16 protein-coding genes and 1 pseudogene are annotated in these 18,786 nt (G+C 42.0%); 14 read left to right on the forward strand and 3 right to left on the reverse strand.

Going from position 1 to position 18,786, the window contains the following annotated elements:
- Window positions 1-78: 78 nt before the first annotated feature.
- From IEW82_RS18595 to ccpA, 5 genes are all read left to right on the forward strand, one after another.
- On the forward strand, window positions 79-1,197 hold the full coding sequence (locus tag IEW82_RS18595; protein ID WP_188698548.1) for a nicotinate phosphoribosyltransferase: 1,119 nt from the start codon (window positions 79-81) through the stop codon (window positions 1,195-1,197).
- Between the two features lie 54 nt (window positions 1,198-1,251).
- The gene (gene murC / locus IEW82_RS18600) at window positions 1,252-2,562 is read left to right on the forward strand and encodes a UDP-N-acetylmuramate--L-alanine ligase (RefSeq protein ID WP_188698551.1); all 1,311 of its coding nucleotides are present in this window, start codon (window positions 1,252-1,254) and stop codon (window positions 2,560-2,562) included.
- A 337-nt stretch (window positions 2,563-2,899) separates the two neighbouring features.
- Complete coding sequence (locus IEW82_RS18605; RefSeq protein WP_188698553.1) at window positions 2,900-3,322, forward strand: DUF948 domain-containing protein; 423 nt, start codon at window positions 2,900-2,902, stop codon at window positions 3,320-3,322.
- A 15-nt stretch (window positions 3,323-3,337) separates the two neighbouring features.
- Window positions 3,338-3,712, forward strand: coding sequence for a YtxH domain-containing protein (locus tag IEW82_RS18610; RefSeq protein WP_188698556.1), 375 nt, complete (start codon window positions 3,338-3,340; stop codon window positions 3,710-3,712).
- A 423-nt stretch (window positions 3,713-4,135) separates the two neighbouring features.
- Window positions 4,136-5,137, forward strand: coding sequence for a catabolite control protein A (ccpA, locus tag IEW82_RS18615; protein WP_188698559.1), 1,002 nt, complete (start codon window positions 4,136-4,138; stop codon window positions 5,135-5,137).
- Window positions 5,138-5,361: 224 nt separating this feature from the next.
- Here the strand turns inward: ccpA and IEW82_RS18620 are convergent, their stop codons facing one another.
- A complete protein-coding gene (locus IEW82_RS18620) occupies window positions 5,362-8,457 on the reverse strand; it encodes a transglycosylase domain-containing protein (RefSeq protein ID WP_188698562.1) in 3,096 nt (1,031 codons plus the stop codon).
- Between the two features lie 380 nt (window positions 8,458-8,837).
- Between IEW82_RS18620 and yhfZ the strand changes: the two genes are divergently transcribed.
- The 9 genes from yhfZ (at window position 8,838) to nagB (ending at window position 17,453) form a co-directional block, all read left to right on the forward strand.
- Window positions 8,838-9,770, forward strand: coding sequence for a GntR family transcriptional regulator YhfZ (gene yhfZ / locus IEW82_RS18625; protein WP_188698565.1), 933 nt, complete (start codon window positions 8,838-8,840; stop codon window positions 9,768-9,770).
- 48 nt (window positions 9,771-9,818) lie between these two features.
- The gene (locus tag IEW82_RS18630; RefSeq protein WP_188698578.1) at window positions 9,819-10,190 is read left to right on the forward strand and encodes a PRD domain-containing protein; all 372 of its coding nucleotides are present in this window, start codon (window positions 9,819-9,821) and stop codon (window positions 10,188-10,190) included.
- Between the two features lie 95 nt (window positions 10,191-10,285).
- Window positions 10,286-10,642: a DUF2620 domain-containing protein gene (locus tag IEW82_RS18635; protein WP_188698582.1), complete on the forward strand. Its 357-nt coding sequence runs from the start codon at window positions 10,286-10,288 to the stop codon at window positions 10,640-10,642.
- Between the two features lie 166 nt (window positions 10,643-10,808).
- A complete protein-coding gene (locus tag IEW82_RS18640) occupies window positions 10,809-12,119 on the forward strand; it encodes a YhfT family protein (protein ID WP_188698585.1) in 1,311 nt (436 codons plus the stop codon).
- Window positions 12,120-12,228: 109 nt separating this feature from the next.
- A complete protein-coding gene (locus tag IEW82_RS18645; RefSeq protein WP_188698588.1) occupies window positions 12,229-13,143 on the forward strand; it encodes a phosphotriesterase family protein in 915 nt (304 codons plus the stop codon).
- Window positions 13,144-13,155: 12 nt separating this feature from the next.
- Window positions 13,156-14,271, forward strand: coding sequence for an aminotransferase class V-fold PLP-dependent enzyme (locus tag IEW82_RS18650; protein ID WP_188698591.1), 1,116 nt, complete (start codon window positions 13,156-13,158; stop codon window positions 14,269-14,271).
- Window positions 14,272-14,275: 4 nt separating this feature from the next.
- Window positions 14,276-15,487, forward strand: coding sequence for a phosphopentomutase (locus IEW82_RS18655; protein WP_188698594.1), 1,212 nt, complete (start codon window positions 14,276-14,278; stop codon window positions 15,485-15,487).
- 35 nt (window positions 15,488-15,522) lie between these two features.
- Window positions 15,523-16,671: a YhfX family PLP-dependent enzyme gene (locus IEW82_RS18660; protein ID WP_188698597.1), complete on the forward strand. Its 1,149-nt coding sequence runs from the start codon at window positions 15,523-15,525 to the stop codon at window positions 16,669-16,671.
- 38 nt (window positions 16,672-16,709) lie between these two features.
- Window positions 16,710-17,453 carry a glucosamine-6-phosphate deaminase gene (nagB, locus tag IEW82_RS18665; RefSeq protein WP_188698621.1) on the forward strand — a complete coding sequence of 248 codons (744 nt, stop codon included), beginning with the start codon at window positions 16,710-16,712 and terminating at the stop codon, window positions 17,451-17,453.
- A gap of 133 nt (window positions 17,454-17,586) precedes the next feature.
- Here nagB and IEW82_RS20130 read toward each other — a convergent pair.
- Together IEW82_RS20130 and rpsD are read right to left on the reverse strand one after the other, a co-directional pair.
- A pseudogene (locus tag IEW82_RS20130) lies at window positions 17,587-17,759 on the reverse strand (MFS transporter); the annotation flags it as partial.
- An 89-nt stretch (window positions 17,760-17,848) separates the two neighbouring features.
- On the reverse strand, window positions 17,849-18,451 hold the full coding sequence (gene rpsD / locus IEW82_RS18670) for a 30S ribosomal protein S4 (RefSeq protein WP_188698610.1): 603 nt from the start codon (window positions 18,449-18,451) through the stop codon (window positions 17,849-17,851).
- Window positions 18,452-18,786 lie beyond the last annotated feature (335 nt).

The raw sequence follows: 18,786 nt of genomic DNA on the forward strand, positions 1-18,786 counted from the left end.
TAACTCTAGTAATGAGTATAGATTTAGGGGGGACGCGTTTTCTCTAGTGATGAGATCTAGAGAAGCACGCTTTTTATTATGAAGGAAATTGAATTAAAACTTCAGGGGCAAATCAAGCGTTTGACCAACAGGACTTTTAAGTTTGATGAACGCGTTGGCGAGGGCTGGTTTTCTGCAGTTTATTTTCTGAAATCATGTGAGATTGTCCAAAATTATAAACCTGATAACGTGGTAACGATGCAGTTTTTTCAAAAAAATCACGCTGTACTTTGTGGCACCGATGAAGCGATTGCGTTGTTGCATACTTTTGCTAAAGAACCAGATGCATTAGAGGTGTATTCACTCAAAGATGGCGACAAAATTGAGCCTTATGAAACGGTGCTAACCATCACAGGTCCCTATCAAAATTTTGGTTTTTTAGAAGGGCTTATTGATGGGATTCTTGGCCGTCGAACATCTGTGGCGACGAATGTTTATAATGTTGTCAAAGCGGCGCGATTGTCTGGCATTCAAAAACCGGTGATCTTCATGGGGGATCGTGACGATCATTTTACACAACAGGCTGGTGACGGCTATGCAGCTTACATTGGTGGGTCGACCGCTCAAGCCACTCATGCAATGAATGAATGGTGGGGAAAACAAGGGATGGGAACTATGCCTCACGCACTGATTCAATTATTTGAAGGCGATATCGTTGCTGCAGCGCATGCCTATCACAAGAGCTTTCCTGCTGATGATTTAGTAGCGCTTGTGGATTACAATAATGATGTTATTCATGATAGTCTGAAGCTCGCTGATGAGTTTGGTGAACTATTAAAAGTAGTTCGTCTGGACACCTCTAAAAATATGGTGGATAAATATTTCTTCCGTCATGAAGAGATGCTTGGCAAGTTTGATCCAAGAGGTGTCAATGCCAAATTGATTTATGCTTTACGTGAAGCGCTGGATGAACATGGCCATCACCATGTAAAAATCATGGCAAGTGGTGGATTTGATGTAGGAAAGATTAAAAGCTTTGAAGAAGCCCACGTACCTGTCGATATGTACGGAATCGGCAATCGTTTGCTCAAGGTTAATATTGGATTTACTGGGGACAATGTGATATTAAATGGGAAACCTCAAGCAAAGACCGGACGGAAGTACCAACCGAATCCCCGTCTTGAAAAAGTAGAGAAGGAGCCATCCATGAGCATTTAAAACGCTTAGGCATATGATGATGGTGGAATATTTTGATTGTATGGAGGTTGTGTTATGACGAAATATCATTTCGTTGGCATTAAAGGGACTGGAATGAGCTCACTTGCTCAAATCCTACACGATAGAAAAGAAGAGGTTCAGGGTTCGGATGTTGAGAAGTGGTTCTTTACACAAGCTGAGTTGGAAAAGAGAAATATTCCGTTATTTCCTTTTGATAAAAATAATATACAAGAAGGTCAAACCATTATTTGCGGCAATGCTTTTGGTGATGATCATGAAGAAATGGTTCGCGCCAGAGAGCTAGGCTTACCTATATTTCGTTATTTTGACTTTTTGGGTGAATATGAGAAACACTTTACAAGTCTTGCGGTAACAGGTGCTCATGGGAAAACGGGAACAACGGGACTCGCGGCGCATGTTTTTAGCGGCTTTGCGCCTACATCCTTTCTAATCGGTGATGGCACGGGAAAAGGGGTGGAGAACAGCCAATATTTCATTTATGAGGCTTGTGAGTATCGCCGCCACTTTTTACACTATGAACCTGATTACTGCATCATGACTAATATCGATTTTGATCATTCGGATTATTATAAGGATCTAAGTGACGTTATTGATGCTTTTCAATCCATGGCTCTAAAAGTAAAAAAAGCCATCTTTGCCTATGGGGATGACCCTCATCTTCAGCAGATAAAAAGCAATGTTCCGATGATTTATTATGGCTTCAGTGAGGAAAATGACTTTCAAGCTCGCAATGTTGAGAGAAACGATGACGGCATGGCTTTTGATGTTTATGTAAGAAATGATCATTATGGACGGTTTCAAATCAATTCTTTTGGAGAACATAATGTATTAAATGCCCTTGGCGTCATTGCCTTTTGTCATTATTTAAAAGTGCCTACAGATGTCATTAAAGAACGTCTGATGACCTTTAAAGGGGTCAGGCGTCGGTTCAGCCATCGGACATTGGGAAATCAGCATATTGTCGACGATTATGCGCACCATCCGACAGAAATCAAAGCAACCATTAATGCGGCGAAGAACCAGTGGCCTAATAAAAAAGTCATTGCTATCTTTCAGCCTCACACCTATACGAGAACTCGAACCTTTCTTGATCAGTTTGCTGAAAGTCTAAAGGAAGCAGATAGAGTTTATCTATGTGATATCTTTGGTTCAGCACGTGAGACCGATGGCGATTTAACCATCGATGATCTTCAGGCCAAAATTCCGGGTTCGGTATTGATTCGTGAGGAGACAATCGATCAGTTAAAACAGTATGAGGACGCTGTTTTGTTATTTATGGGAGCTGGAGATATTCAAAAATATCAAAAAGCCTATGAAGCACTTTTAGCATCGACTGAAAAATGATGGTCCTTTCTTTTAGGCTTTCTACTGAAAGAGGTTGAAGGCACTAGCCTCTTTCATGTAGAATGGTGTCAAGAGCTGTGCTTGGGAAAAAATGAAGAAAAGCCTTGTTTACGGATGGTGTAGGGCTATGCAGTTGGGTGACTCATTTTAAGCTCTGCTTTAGTTGGTTAGAACGAAGCTTTCCTGCTGACTCCACGTTTCCTTTCTGGTGTTCCAGAATCCTTGCATCTGCTGCTTTTTAAAGCACCCTCACAATGCTTCGCCGCTATTTAAGAATACTTTTTCATGTTTAAAAGAAAAATATAACGGGTAGTAGAGTTAAAAGGAGGCTAGTCTGGTGGAATTAATATTGTATCTTAGTGTTGCCTTACTTGCAGTTGCATTTGCCGTCCTTGTTTATTTTGTAGCTCAAACTCTTCGATCGGTACAGCATACTTTGGCAAATGTATCAGGGACACTAAATGATGTTGTGAACCAAATGGATGGCATTACACATGAAACGACAGAATTACTACATAAGACAAATCAGTTGACAGCAGATATTCAGGAAAGAACACAAGCTCTAACGCCTGTTTTTGAGTCTGTTAAAGGTATTGGTGAATCTGTTCACAAAGTGAATGCATCGATTGAACAGGTCACACAAAATGTTGTTCAGAAGAGTGAGAGGCATTCTGATGAAATTGCAAGGGCTGTTCAATGGACTGAAGCGGCTATTGACATGTGGCATAAGTGGAAAAATAAAAAATTAAAACAACATTAAGGAGATGGAGAAGCGATGAGTAACGACAATCATAATATCAATACCAAGGATTTTTTGATTGGTGCTCTAGTCGGTGGAATTGTTGGAGGGGTAACAGCATTACTCTTTGCGCCAAAATCAGGCAAAGAGCTCAGAGGCGATCTGAATGCACAGTCACAGGCGGTTAAGAGAAAGGGAGGCGATCTTGCCGTCATCGCCAAGGAAAAATCAGCAAGCTTAGCAAAGACAGTATCCGAGCAATCTGCTCAGTTAGCGAATAAAATGAAGGATTTACCTGATTCTATCGGTATCAATACGAGAGCGTCGGAAAATACAGCTGTTACTGGCATTGAATTGAACAAAGAGACACAGGAAAACGACAAAGTAGCAGATGCTGAAGAAGAAAAATAATAGCTTTTTCCTTCAAAAAGGCCGCTGAAGTTGGCCTTTTTTCGCTTGTATTATGAAGTCAGCGTCAGAATAGCTAAAAGCACTAGTATTTGGTGATCTCCATGTGAACATTTGAAAAGATAACATTGCAGGTGGATAATGGAGAATGGATTTCATAATGCTGCTGTTTTCATTGGCTAAGTATGGGGGGAGCTTGGTCTAGTGGGAGACTTGAGCGTCACCTTAGTCAGTGGCTCTCTCGTGTAAGGGTTCATGACAACCAAGAGTAGGGATTGCGAAAATGGGGGTTTTCACTAGAAAATCGTCAAATAATGTACATAATTGCACAATAAAGAGATAAAAATTGTATAAAATAGCACCAAAACAACACTTTTTTGGTTATAATAAGACTTAAAAAGGAACGGACCTAAGGAGGAAATAAAAATGAGTGCAACAATTTATGATGTAGCAAGAGAAGCAGGCGTGTCAATGGCAACCGTTTCTCGTGTTGTTAATGGAAATCCTAATGTGAAACCAACCACAAGAAAAAAGGTACAGGACGCAATCAAACGGCTTGGCTATCGCCCTAATGCTGTGGCTCGTGGTCTGGCAAGTAAGAAAACGACTACCGTAGGTGTTATTATTCCTGATATTTCGAGCATTTTCTTTTCAGAGCTTGCACGTGGCATTGAAGATATTGCAACCATGTACAAATATAATATTATCCTGAGCAATTCTGATCAAAATGAGGACAAAGAGCTTCACTTAATTCAAACAATGCTTGGAAAACAAGTCGACGGCATCGTGTTCATGGGTGGAAAAATTTCTGATAACTTAATCGAGGAATTCAAGCAATCACCCGTACCCATTGTTTTAGCTGCTACGCTTGATGAACGTCAGACGATTCCATCGGTTAACATTGATTATGATCAAGCAGCTTATGATGCCGTCTCTTATTTTATTGATCGCGGACACAAAAGAATTGCAGCTGTCTCTGGTCCTCTTCACGATCCTATCAATGGCAAAAAGAAAATCGAGGGCTATAATCGCGCTTTAAAAGAAGGCAACATTAAACCAGATGAAGAGCTAATCATCGCAGGTGATTATACATATGATTCTGGAAAAGAGGCAACCGAACAATTATTGGCGCTTCAGGAGCCACCAACAGCTATTTTTGCTTCGAACGATGAAATGGCACTTGGGGTCATCCATCAAATTCAGGATACTGGATTAAATGTTCCTAATGATATTGAAGTGGTCAGTTGTGAAAATACACGTTTAGCGCAAATGGTTCGGCCGACACTTTCGTCTGTTGTTTTACCGATGTACGATATTGGTGCGGTCGCCATGCGCCTGTTAACAAAGTATATGAATAAAGAAAAGGTGGACGACAATACAGTTGTTCTACCACATCGAATGGAATATCGGGGTTCAACAATAGAATAATGCTTAAGAAGGAGGGCGCTCATGCCCTCCTTCTTATATGAGCGAGAGTTGGTTTAGGAGAGGAAGATAGCACATTGCATGAGCGTCGTCCTTCAGTTCTTTAAAGGTTTTGTAAGCATGCCTCTCAAATAAAAAAAGGCTCCATGGTGAAAGCATCTTCGCCATGGAGCCTTTTCTATTCCTACGATAAGAGAAGGAATACCACTAACGCCTTAATGGTGTTCCTATTCATTTTTTTCTTGAGCGTTTTCTTTGTCTTGATTCGTGTTTTGATCGTCCTTTTGAGGAGTCTCTTGATTTTTATCCTGTGTCTTGGTTTCGTCTTCCTTACTTTTGTTTGTCTCTTTGTCACTGGCTTCATTAGAAGTTGATGCTTTTTTCTCATCAGTGGCTGCTGTCTTTTTATCTGCAGCGTCATTTTTTACTGTAACAATGGAGGTGGCTTTAGATACTTTTCCAGTGATATCAACGGCAACAACATAAAAGTGATTAGCATCCGAAGAAATCTTATAATTTAAGCTGTCATTAGCATTAATAGCGGCAAGCTTATGGTAATTATTATCACTAGTGGAGCCATAAATATAGTAACCCACGACATCATTTGAAGCGCTTCGTGACCAGCTTAGATTCTTTCCACTGAGTCGGACACTGCCAGGTGAGGCGGGAGCTTTACTATCCGCATGGAAGCTTTGGACCGAATTGAGATTACTGCCGCCTTTAAGACTTGTTTTGATTTGGCTTGTGATTAAGTAAGGGAAGCGTGTCTTAAGAAAGCTAGTATCAAGAATGCCCCCTTTATCTGTAAATTCTTTAGGTGTCGAAGACAAGGCTTGATATTTCTTCCCATTTATCGTTACAAATGCGCCTTGGCTCACCGATAATTGACCCTTTCCAGTTGGTAAGTACTTAGAATTGAAAAGATCAGTAACGGTCAACCCTGCACTTTTACATGAACTCGTCACGGGGCCATTCGTTAGCCCACAAAAGGTCCGTTTGACAATGCCACCAGGCATGTTGAAGCTTTTATCAGGATCCATCAGTTTTGGATCAACATCATAAGCGGCATTGGCAAATGCTGACCAAAGAATGGATTGATTGTAGTGATAATTAGAATGGCTGAGTTCAAGCGAATGTACACTGCCGTTAATATTGACCTGTTGCTGGTCAAAGCCTGTCCAGATGCCTAATGTGACATTGGGGTTAGAAGCAACAAACCACCCATCATGCCAATCCTGACTGGTTCCTGTTTTACCATACCAGTCGCTGCTGAATTTCAATCGACCAGGGACATCGGCAGCAGTTCCTCCACCTTTCATAACATCCCGTAGCATATCAACGACCAAGTAGGAGGTTTGCGGTGAAAAGACCTTCACGGGTTTCACCTTGTGCTGATAAATCACCTTTCCGTCATTGGTTGTAATTTTATCAATCATGTAGGCATCGACAAAATTCCCACCATTGGCGAAGGTGGCATAGGCATTGGTATTTTCTTCTACCGTTACTCCTTTTGTCAGACCCCCAATACCGACTGGCAACGGTCCCTTATCAGGATAGAGAAGAGAAGTGAAGCCCATCTTCTTCAAATAATTTAATGGTTCAAAATGCTGACGATCATCATAATAGGTTTCTAAAGCTGGGATATTATGCGATAATGCCAGCGCTTGTCGGGCAGTTTCCAGCCCGTGGAAAAGGCCATTTCCAGCCTCGCCATAGTTATGGGGCTCATATCCACCAGGGAATTTGGTGGGTAAGTCGGCCATGATGGTCCCTGGTGAGAGGAGCCCATTTTCTATCGCAGGCCCATAATCCAACAACGGCTTCATGGTTGAGCCGTTTTGCCTTGTCGTTTGGGTCGCATGATTCACCTTGGAATATTGATAGGCCTTATCCTTTCTCCCAGGAACGTAGCTAATAATCGCACCCGTATCATTCTTGATCAACACTGACCCCACTTCCATCGGAAAATGTAAGGTTTCCTTTTTTCCGGTTTTGGGATCAACCGTATTAAAGATTTTATCTGGCTCGTAAGCACTGGAATGATTGGCAGCAGCTTGCATTTTATCATAGATATCTTTATTGACGGTTGTATAGATTTTGTAGCCGTTACTATCTAACGCTTTGCTAGCATTATCAAGATATTGATTGAATAAATCGGCATTTTTTTTAACCTTCTTATAATCAAGACCTGACTTTTCTACGTTTTCCTGAATGCTGCGATTGGTGCCTCGACTCTTTTGGACGGCGGTGAGCCATTCAATATTATTGAGCTGTGTGGCATCCTCCTCTAGTTTTTTACCGTCATACCCTTGTTTATTGGCGGCAATTATCGCTAATTGCTTTTCAGCTCGTTCACGAATATCAGCCATGAGTGCAGGGTATTTAAGATTCGAAGGTTCTTTTTCCTTAGCGAAGTGCTTTTTATAATCATATTTGAGCGCTTCATCATATTGTGGCTTGGTTATATAGCCAGCATCAAGCATGCGTTTTAAAACAACGTGTGCGCGGTTAACGCCAAGGGAGATATCCTTTTTGACTCCCCCAGAATTTTCAAAAGGTGTGTAAGCAAAAGGATTCTTTGGCAATCCCGCAATAAATGCGGCTTGAGCTAAATTAAGATGGTTGGCATCGACATTAAAAATTCCTTTTGCCGCGGCTTCGATACCCGCAATATTTTGTCCCATGGAATTTCTTCCGAAGGGAATAACATTGATATACGCTTGTAAAATCTGATCCTTATTAAAGAACTTCTCTACTCTTAACGACAGTAAAATCTCTCTCGCTTTACGGTCAAAGGAAACTTGATTGGTTAAAATTTGATTTTTGACAAGCTGTTGGGTGATGGTACTCCCACCTGTGACAACCGGTTGGTTTGTAAGCTCTTGATAAACCGCACGAAAAACAGACTTAGGAACAACACCATGATGTTCATAAAAGAGTTGATCTTCAGTGGCAAGTAGGGCGTGAATATACAATGGGGAAACGTCTTTCAGGGAAACATCTGTGCGAATTAAGTCAGACGGTAAGCGTCCCAATGATTTATTATCAGCAAAATAAATCGAGCTCGTTTCCGAATAATTGGTGATATCTTTCTTTAGGGTTGTGTAATCTAAAATTGGCTGATCCTTGACTAAAGATGCAAAATAACCGGCGGCGACGCCTCCGGCAAAAAATCCCCCGATAAAAAGAATTGAAACAAAAATTAAAAATAAGTTCCAAGCGACTTTATAGCTAATGCGAAAGCCTTTGAATATATTTTTTTCATTTAACCACTCATAAGCGGTTTTGAGGTGCTTCCACAGAGTTGATGATTTAAAGTTCATATGCTTTCCTCCCAACACGTGCGAACTTCAACCTTTCACAATTAGTGCATTGACTATGTATACATAACTTGCTTTTCGTCTCTCATAAATAGATAAGTAGACTCGATTTAGATCAATCCTATTGTAATATATTTTGGCAAACCGGGAAAGAGGGGCGTCTATATTAAAAGCGGGGATAGCTTAAGGGGAAAGTGCCTTTGCTTTCTAGTTATAACTCCAGCACCTCCATTTTAGGAAAAAAGCTTATAGAGGTTTTCTTGTATTCATTTCGACACTTTTTTCTGATTTTTTTGCTTAAAGGCTTTGCTTTTCTAGTAAGAGATGGTATACTATCAGTATACAAAAAAATGTATATTGAATTTAAAGGACGTTTGCATAGTATGACTAGGACATGGGAAAGTTTATATTCTAAAAATGGATTAGCTGCCAAAAATATTGCAGAGGACCTCCTTTCTGTTGAAAATGGTGGGCGGATTCCGAGAGTTAGTGATTTTTGTGATAAGTTTTCCTTGGGAAGAGGAACAGTCCAAGGTGCTTTAAGGCTATTAGAGCTTATGAATGCGATTGAGTTGGAATCTAGAGGGCATCTTGGAACATTTTTAAAAAGCAAAGATGTAAGCGTTTTGCTTGAAATTGCCGGAATCGGCCCTTTGGTTGGTGTTATGCCGCTCCCTTATTCCAAAAAGTATGAGGGATTAGCAACCGGGATTGTTGATGTGTTCGATAACTTGAATAAGCGTGTCAGCTTAGCTTATATGAGAGGGTCTCGGACGCGAGTGGAGGCATTGAAGGCTAGAAGATATGATTTTGCCATTCTTTCATTAATGGCTGCAAAAGAAGCAATCGCTAATAATAAGGGACTGGAAATCATCAAGACCTTCGGACCAGGCACGTATGTTACCGAGCATAAGGTGTTTTTCTCTGATTCTAGCAAGCGCCGGATTGAAGCGGGTATGCGGGTTGGAATTGACCGTTCTTCTTCAGACCAAGCGAATATCACGCTTAATGAGTGTCAGGGGATTGCGGTTGATTTTGTAGATACCAATTACATGCAGCTGTTTGATATGCTGAAGCAAGGCGATTTAGATGCAGCCGTTTGGAACATCGATGAAGTGCGTTCTGTCCAAACCTTCCAAACAGGTGAGTTTCAGTCTGTGGAAGCGCGTACTCTTGCTAAGCAAGCTTCAGAAGCAACCATTATTGTTGATGGAATGCGGCATGAGGTGAAGGAGCAGATGACTTTGCTTGATGTTGAATCGGTATGTCGGACTCAGCTTTCGGTAGAAAAGGGGGAGCGTTTCCCGCGTTATTAATTTTTTTGCGCTTAATATACTGAATACTGTAAATTGGAGGTTGAGAAAATGGACAAAATAGAGTTAGATGAACGGCTCGCACTTTTACAAGAAACAGAAGTGATCACTGATAAAGCGGTTACAGTAACAGTCCGAACCTTTGAGCGTCTTGCTAGGCTGTTGGCCAAAGAGGATATTGTGCAAGGTGAAATGTTATTTACGCATCTTTCATCCGCCATTACGCGGCTGGAACGGGGTGAGGAAATTGTTGGACCCTCCCCCGAAGTATTACAGCAAGTAAAAGCGGCAGGGTATAGTGACCGCACAGAATGTGAGATAGCTTTTATTGAACAGCAATATGGGAATCCGCTGCCTGATGAGGAAAAAAATTATTTACATCTTCATTATGCAACTGTCTTTCAGCTCAATGAGGGGAAGTGATAAAGAGAATAGAGAGAAGATGAGGATTAGGGATGAACACTGTTTCAAAGGGTTAGAGTGCATGACACAAACGAGTCAATAGGGGGAATATAAAAATGCTTAAAATTGCTATCGGTGGTCAATTAAGTAAATCGGAAATTAAAGATGCCATTGACAAAAGCGGACGTGCAGATGTGACAGCAGAAATCTTTACCGATATGATTGCAGCTAGAAAAGTTAAGGCAGGAGAATTTGATTATTATATTGGTGCTTGTCAGAGTGGGGCAGGTGGCGCGTTAGGGATGGCTTACGGCATTTTAGGCAGAGACAAATGCGTCACCATCGGTATGGCTGGCAGACCGCCAAAGGAACAAAAGGTACAGGAGGCGATCGATAAAGGCGCAAAAGCATTTGGATTTACAAGTGATCAAGTTGATCCTGCTGTACCACTTCTAATGAAATTATTGCCTTAAAACGGCAATACATTAAAGCATTGAGTTAGAAATTAGCGACATTTGATTTTAGTTAGATTTGGTCATTGGCGTTCAAACAAGCATAGAGAAAGGTCGATGTATAAGACTGATACAGACAGCATCGTGAGCAGCCAATAGTTAAGTTATTGAGATAGGGAGGATGGACATGGATTTTTCAATTTTAAAGCTTATTCTTGTTGCATTGACGACAACAGCAACCGCTTTATTATCCTATTATGGACGTGCCGTGTTTCATGATGGTTTACGTCCACTCATGCCTGAATTGATCGAAGGACGAATGAAACGTCCAGAAATGTCATCGATTGCCTTTGGTCTTAGCGTTGGCTTCATTGCTTCTGTGGGGATTTCCTTTACCCTTTCAACGGGATTATTAAATCCTTGGTTGCTATTTTTGCCGACGGATATCTTAGGTGTCTTTGCGGGATCAGCCTGGCTAGCAGCTGTGTTAGGCTGTGCGTGGGGTGTAGCCGTTGTCAGTGGTTTGACCGTTGTGCAATCCTTTTTTACGCTTTTCCCAGTTGACTTTATCGGTGCATTAGGACAACTGAGTTCTCCTGTATTAGCAGGGTTTGCACTATTCCCTGTATTAGCAATTATTTATCAATTCGGCTGGAAAAAAGGGGTTTTCTCAGCGGCTATTGTGTTGTTAGTCCGCACGTTCATCGCACAAGGCTTTTTACCGAAGGATATTAGTTTACTTCCAGAGGCTGGAGAATTATTTATTGGAACCATTCTACTCGTTATATTTGCTTTGTGGCAGGATCGTAAAAGCAAGGCAGATGAGGGAGTAGATGAAGGAGAATCACTGTTTGAAGAGCGAACGACAAGGATCTATAAAGGACTTCCGTTTTTCGCCATCGTTGGGGCGTTGGTGGCTGTCATTGCTAACCTGCACTATTTTGCCGGCTCTGAGGTCTCTGTCTATACACTTCATGATGCCTATACTGCAAAAAGCGCCTCGCACTCGAGTTCGTTAGTGCATCAAGCGGCTTTGGCTGACTTTTTGAGGGCCATCGGCTTTATTCCTTTGATTGCAACAACAGCGCTAACAACGGGTGTCTATGGTGTGCTTGGTTTAACCTTTGTTTTGCCTATCGGGTACATCATGCCGAACCCCATCTTAGCAGCTTTAGCTGGGGCAGCTATGCTCTCATTGGAAGTCTTGGTGCTTTCCCGATTAGGTAAAGTGCTCGAAAGATTTCCTGCGTTAAGAGAAGCATCTGATAACATTCGGACATCAATCAGTATGGTGATGGAAATTGCCCTATTAATTGGTTCAGTCTTAGCTGTTATTAAAATGGGTGATTTCACAGGCTTTACGATTTTTGCCATTCTTTATTTTATCAACGAAGCAACTGGGCGGCCAATTATTCGTCTTGCAGTGGCTCCGCTTGGCGCAATAGTAACAGGTATATTGCTCAATATTCTTTATTTCTTGCATTTATTTACGCCTTAATAGGATGTATAGGAAAATTGCATAAATCTGAATAGTTGGAGGATAACGAACCAAGGGGCGTTATCCTCGCCTTTCGCCCAGGTATTTCAAAATGAAAAAGGTGGTTAATATGACAAAAACAATACAGACTGTGACGGGCAAACAGGAACCACAAGTTTTGGGTCAAACACTGATTCATGAACATGTTGTCCTAGATCTTTCTCATATCCGTCAAGATCAAGACCCCATTTTACAGGAATCGGATGAATTGAATGAAGAACTTAGTCGACTAATCTCTGCGGGCTGTGGCGGTATTGTAGAAGTCACGAATCATGGGATGGGGCGCGATGTCATTGCATTGCAGAATCTTTCCAAGAAGCACGGTGTTCCAATTGTGGCAGCCACTGGCTTTTATAAGCAGGACTATTATCCGCCCCATGTCTTTGAGATGACCGAAGATGAGATCTATGAGCTATTTGTGCAAGAACTGACACAGGGAATAGGAAATACGGGGATTTGCGCCGGGATAATTTCTGAAATCGGCAGTAGTTTAAATGCAATTACTGTGGCTGAGGAAAAGGTGTTTCGAGCCGCTGCTCGAGCACAAAAAGACACAGGCGCACCATTGAGCACACATTGTGAACTAGGGACGATGGGCTCGGAGCAACTGAGGTTATTTTTTGAATGTGATAATGATTTATCTAAAATTTCAATCGGACATCAGGATTTAAATGGCAATCGAAATGAATACGAATTTTTATTGAAGGCAGGTGTATACATTCAGTTTGATACGATTGGCAAAAACAATTATCGCTTAAATGATGAGAGGGTGGAGGATGTGTTGTTTTTACTGGAAAAAGGCTATGTAAAGCAACTGATGCTATCTTGCGACATCACGAAGAAATCCTATCTCAAAGTCAACGGAGGTTTTGGTTATGAGCATTTATTTACAGAGTTTCTACCCGCGCTGAAAGCAAGAGGGGTATCTGATAAAGAAATTGAAACGATGATGATAGACAATCCACGGCGCTTTTTATCTTTTTAGGAGGGACAAACCATGAGTCCAAAAATTCTTGGCACAATGGATCTTGAACAAGCAAAAGATAAGCAATTTCAGTTAACGACAGCCATCGCTAAAGAATTTAGCGGGCGCGCGTTTTTTAACCAAGGAGATTTGGGGGTCGTTCCTGGAAAGGGAAGACCGGTGCAAACGGAAAAGGTCGAGCGCGTTCTTTCGCATTTTTTTAAAACGGAGAATTGTGCTTTAGTCCGGGGGGCAGGAACAGCGGCGATCCGTGTGACACTCTCTGCTTTGCTAGCACCTGGAGAGTCCCTGTTTATGCATACGAGTCCAATTTATAAAACCACCCAAGAGACCATTCGGATGATGGGGCTTGTCCCTATTCGAGCCAATTATAATGATTCTGAAGCCCTCCGCGAAGCGTTGGTCCGGCATAGTGAATGCAAAGTCTTTTATGTTCAGCACTCTCGGCAAACATTAGAGGATGTTTATGATCTTGGCAGCCTCATTCAATTAGTAAAGAGCATTAGACCAGAGCTTCCAATTGTGGTGGATGATAATTATACGGCTTTAAAGGTCCCACAAACGGGAGTAGAGCTTGGCGCTACCTATTCCTGTTTTTCTGGTTTCAAATTGCTGGGACCTCCAGGCATTGGTATTGTTGTTGGAGATCGATCAGTTATTCGAACCATCCATGAGCGCAATTATTCAGGTGGGGGTCAGGTTCAAGGCTATGAAGCGATGGAGCTATTAAGAGCACTTGTCAGCGCTCCAGTGATGATTGCCGTGCAAAATGAACAAATTGATCGATTACATGAACGCTTAAATCAAGGCGTCATTCCTGAAGTGAAGAAAGCCTATATCACTAACTCACAATCCAAAAATGTCATTGTTGAGTTGAAAACGCCCATCGCCCAAAAGGTCATTGAAGCCAGTGAGAAATACGGGGCTGCGGTTTATCCAGTCGGTGCAGAATCCCGATTTGAGGTTCTGCCAATGATCTATCGCGTTTCCGGCAGTTTTTTAGATGCCAATCCAGCATTACTCAAAACAGGTTTAAGAATCAACCCGATGCGTTCTGGAGCAGAATTAGTGATTGATATTTTAACAAAGGCAATTGCAGAGATAACACACAGCAATGAGGGGAAGTGATCCCATGAAAAAAAGAGCAATTGTTTTAATCCTAGATAGCCTTGGGGTCGGCTATATGGAAGATGCAAAGGAGAGTCGGCCTGAAGATATTGGAGCAAATACGTTTTATCATATTTTGGATCAAGCTGAAGCGATTAACATACCGCAATTGGAGCACCTAGGGATTAACCAGCTTTTACATCATCCTCGCCTGAGTGGTAGAGAAGCACTTGCAAGCTACGGCACACTTAATTTGCAGCATGAGGGAGCAGATAGCTTTGCAGGTCACAATGAAATTATGGGAACAAAGCCAAAAGTACCGCATAAGGTTCCTTTTGTAGAAGTCATGGACGAGGTGAAGAGGGCCCTTGAGCAGCAAGGCTACCATGTGATGGTGCCCGATGAGGCGCTGCCCTATTTATTGGTAAATGGCAAAGTCATTGTTGCTGATAATATCGAGACAGATTATGGACAAATTTATAACGTTTCTGGTGCTCTTGATGAGATCCCCTTTGAAGAGGTTTTGAACATTGGGCAAATTGTTAGGCAACAGGTCAAGGTGAATCGTGTGATCGCCCTTGGAGGCGAACGTGTTTCTCCGGCACAATTGCAGGCTGCAGTGGAGAAAAGGCAGGATGGACTGGTCGGTGTGAACTCTCCAAAATCGGGAGTCTATGAGCAAGGCTATCAAGTGCGCCATCTTGGCTATGGCATCAATCCTGATACACAGGCCACGACTTTATTGTTAAAAGCCGGAAAAGAAGTGGTGCTGATCGGAAAAATGCAGGATGTCATTACGTGTGAGGGCGCACGCCATTTTCCAGCTGTTGAGACCGATAAAGTGATGACATGCATTATCGAGCAAATGGATCAAACAGAAGAAGGTTTAATCGCAGCGACGGTTCAAGAAACCGATCTAGCCGGACACGCGGAAAATGTTGAGCGTTATGCCCAAAAAATTTCTACAGTGGACCAGTATTTAAGCACACTACTTGAAAAAATGAGTGATGATGATCTACTGATTATCAGCGCTGATCATGGCAATGATCCAACGATTGGTCACAGTCAACATACACGTGAAAAGACGTTTTTGCTGGCATACGGAAAACAATTTAAGGCGGCCGACCTAGGAAATCGAAAGACTTTGTCCGATATCGCCGCAACGGTCACAGACTTCTTTGATGTCCGTGCGCCAGAAAATGGGCAAAGCTTTTATTCTTCCTTGATCAAGCCATAGCATCATGAAGTATCTTGGGACAAGGAGGAAAAGAAATGTTTTTGCACACAACACAAGCAAGAAATCCCGAATTGCTAGAAACTGCGGGTTATTTTCATAGAAAAGGTCTGATTTCTCCTAATACGTATGTGATTGATTATGATGCGGTTCAGAAAAATGCTAGAAAAATTGCAGTTGAGGCATCGCGCCAAGGCGTTGAATGTTATTTTATGACAAAGCAAATCGGCAGAAATCCATTGTTAGCGCATGGAATTATGGAGGCGGGTCTTCAGAAAGCGGTAGCTGTTGATCCATGGGAAGCAAGGGTACTGGGGAAGCATGGCATTCCCATCGGGCATGTTGGTCATCTTGTGCAAATTCCTCAGCATATGATGAAGGAAATGCTCTCTCTTTCTCCTGAAGTCGTCACAGTTTTTAGCTATGAAAATGCCAAGGTGGTTTCTCAAGCTGCTATGTCTCTAGGATATTCTCAGGACATTCTTTTACGTGTGGTTGACCGGTCAGATTTTTTATATCCTGGACAAAAGGGGGGTATTTTTCTCGACGCATTAGAGGAAGAAATACAGAAAATTGCAGCCTTGCCTGGAGTACACATTAAAGGGGCAACGAATTTCCCTTGTTTACTCGTAAAACAAGGGAAGGTTGAGCCTACCCAAAATTTCAAAACCTTGCAACAAGCTGGGCGTATATTAAAAGAAAGAGGCTTTCATGATCTGCAAATCAATACACCTAGTGCAACTTCCACAACAACCCTGCCACTTATTAAAGAAATGGGGGGCACACAAGGGGAGCCAGGACACGCCTTAACAGGTACAACACCTTTGCACGCCCAAACAGAGCAGCCAGAAATTCCAGCTATGGTGTATGTCTCTGAGATTTCCCATCTTTTTGATGGGTATGCCCATGTTTTTGGAGGTGGATTTTATCCACGCTCTCACGTGCACCATGCTTTAGTTGGACGACCAGGTCACTGGAAAGAGGTTGATGTCATAGCGAATGAGCCAGGTTCCATTGATTATTATGGAACGTTGGCCACAGATGAAGCCTCGGTTGGGGATACTGTGTTATATGCCTTTAGAACCCAGATCTTTGTCACGAATGCCCAGGTCGCCGTTGTAAGTGGTATTGGTCATCATCCACAGCTTCTTGGACTGTTTGATTCCCAAGGACAGAAATTAATCTAGGGTTCTATAGACCAATGACTTGGGAGGAATAAACCATGATTCAAACTATTGTTACCGCTCATTATGAGGAAATGAGTCAATTAGCAGCTGATCAAGTAGCGGCTTTCTTAATAAAAAAGACGAATGCTGTGCTCGGTCTTGCTACAGGGGGAACACCACTAGGGATGTATGACCGACTCATTCAGATGTATCATCAGGGGAAAGTGGATTTTAGCCATGTTACAACATTTAATTTAGATGAATATATTGGTCTGAGTAAAGACCATCCTCAAAGCTATGCTTATTATATGTGGCATCATTTATTTTCCCATGTGAATGTACATCAGGAGAACGTGCATATTCCTCCTGGTGTTTTTGAAAAGCAAGAGCAGGTTCAAAGAGATTATGAGCAAGCTATTGAACGAGCGGGCGGGATTGACTTACAAATTCTTGGAATTGGTGAAAATGGTCATATTGGGTTCAATGAACCCGGCATGGATTTAGAAGTAGCAACCCATGTTGTTCCTTTAACTGAAAAAACAATTCAGGCTAATGCGCGTTTTTTCACATCTATAGATGAAGTGCCTAGAAGAGCTGTCACTTTAGGAATGGGAAAAATTATGCAAGCGAAGCATATTCTTTTGTTAGCTAGCGGAAAAGAAAAAGCGAGAGCTATTGCGCAAACAGTTAATGGTCACATTGATCCAAGGATTCCTTCTTCTTTTTTACAACTGCATCCCCATGTCACAATGATTATAGATAAGGAAGCGGCCCAAGAATTGCAAGAAGTGTCCAGTGTTTAATTTTTTAATAACAGTGATGTGTTTAAAAAGATACGGAAGATCCTGAATGGATGTCGCCATATCGTAGATAAATAGGGTTGTTAGGACGGGTCTCTAAGTCCTAACAACCCTATTATTGTATTTTCTCTTTATGTGTAAGGAATAGACCAGGGATAAAGATGCTAGCAAGCACAAGACTGACGATCACCACGTATTTTGCACCAATCTTATCAATCATTTTCCCGATCATTGTCGGGTCACGAGCATCCCAACACCTTGGGGGATTAATGCAAGGGCTGCTTCGATTACCGTGAAGTGCCGGAAGCTGAGAGTTTTTGTATAGGTGTGAGAGCGACAAAAAAGGAACCAGGCAGAATATGCCCGATTCCTTTTTGTGACACTGTATAGTGACCAAATTAACGTGAGTAGAATTCGACGATAAGGGCCTCTGTGATTTCAGCAGGAAGCTCTGAGCGTTCAGGAAGACGTGTGAACGTCCCTTCGAGTTTATTCTCGTCAAATGAAAGATACTCAGGTACGAAAGTATTAACTTCAAGCGCATCTTTAATGATGTCAAGATTTTGGGATTTTTCTTTAACACCGATAGCTTCTCCGACACTCACGCGGTAAGAAGGAATGTTGACACGCTTACCATTAACAGTGATATGACCGTGTGAAACGAGCTGACGCGCTTGTCGGCGTGTTCTCGCAAGACCTAGGCGATAAACAAGGTTATCTAGGCGAGATTCAAGAAGGATCATGAAGTTTTCACCATGGACACCTTTCATTTTACCTGCATCATCAAAAGTGCGACGGAATTGTCTTTCGTTCAATCCGTACATAAAACGAAGCTTTTGCTTTTCGTTTTGTTGTAATCCATATTCACTTATTTTACGTCTTTGGTTCGGACCATGTTGACCTGGTGCATATGGACGTTTTTCTAATTCTTTTCCCGTTCCAGAAAGGGAAATACCGTAACGGCGAGCTTTTTTCCAAGCTGGACCTGTATATCGAGCCATAGTATAGCTCCTCCTCAGTCATTTTATATTGTATAAAATGACACCTTACATGCGAGTCAGTCACGAAGCTATTTTGTATTCACACACCCTCACCCGACAGTAAGGTTACGCGATGTGCCTCAATAGAGGAACAAAATAGAAACAACATGATGATCTCGGGCACACTGTCTCATTTTACACAAAGCATATTATATCTACCTGTCTCTTAAATGTCAAGCAAAGTCAAAGGGATGTTTGTGTCAAACTTTTCTCGGTACCCTATTCATCCCAGTATTTCTGGCACTCTAAATTTGTACGCTTTTCCAGCTACCGCGCGAATGTCTTCGCTTGGTTCC

Source organism: Pullulanibacillus camelliae (assembly GCF_014642655.1).
Lineage (GTDB): Bacteria > Bacillota > Bacilli > Bacillales > Sporolactobacillaceae > Pullulanibacillus > Pullulanibacillus camelliae.

Excerpts from the sequence above, each read along its gene's own strand:
- IEW82_RS18595 (WP_188698548.1), top strand. The coding sequence starts at position 79 with ATGAAGGAAATTGAATTAAAACTTCAGGGGCAAATCAAGCGTTTGACC.
- murC (WP_188698551.1), top strand. The coding sequence starts at position 1,252 with ATGACGAAATATCATTTCGTTGGCATTAAAGGGACTGGAATGAGCTCA.
- IEW82_RS18610 (WP_188698556.1), top strand. The coding sequence starts at position 3,338 with ATGAGTAACGACAATCATAATATCAATACCAAGGATTTTTTGATTGGT.
- ccpA (WP_188698559.1), top strand. The coding sequence starts at position 4,136 with ATGAGTGCAACAATTTATGATGTAGCAAGAGAAGCAGGCGTGTCAATG.
- IEW82_RS18620 (WP_188698562.1), bottom strand. The coding sequence starts at position 8,457 with ATGAACTTTAAATCATCAACTCTGTGGAAGCACCTCAAAACCGCTTAT.
- yhfZ (WP_188698565.1), top strand. The coding sequence starts at position 8,838 with ATGACTAGGACATGGGAAAGTTTATATTCTAAAAATGGATTAGCTGCC.
- IEW82_RS18630 (WP_188698578.1), top strand. The coding sequence starts at position 9,819 with ATGGACAAAATAGAGTTAGATGAACGGCTCGCACTTTTACAAGAAACA.
- IEW82_RS18635 (WP_188698582.1), top strand. The coding sequence starts at position 10,286 with ATGCTTAAAATTGCTATCGGTGGTCAATTAAGTAAATCGGAAATTAAA.
- IEW82_RS18640 (WP_188698585.1), top strand. The coding sequence starts at position 10,809 with ATGGATTTTTCAATTTTAAAGCTTATTCTTGTTGCATTGACGACAACA.
- IEW82_RS18645 (WP_188698588.1), top strand. The coding sequence starts at position 12,229 with ATGACAAAAACAATACAGACTGTGACGGGCAAACAGGAACCACAAGTT.
- IEW82_RS18650 (WP_188698591.1), top strand. The coding sequence starts at position 13,156 with ATGAGTCCAAAAATTCTTGGCACAATGGATCTTGAACAAGCAAAAGAT.
- IEW82_RS18655 (WP_188698594.1), top strand. The coding sequence starts at position 14,276 with ATGAAAAAAAGAGCAATTGTTTTAATCCTAGATAGCCTTGGGGTCGGC.
- IEW82_RS18660 (WP_188698597.1), top strand. The coding sequence starts at position 15,523 with ATGTTTTTGCACACAACACAAGCAAGAAATCCCGAATTGCTAGAAACT.
- rpsD (WP_188698610.1), bottom strand. The coding sequence starts at position 18,451 with ATGGCTCGATATACAGGTCCAGCTTGGAAAAAAGCTCGCCGTTACGGT.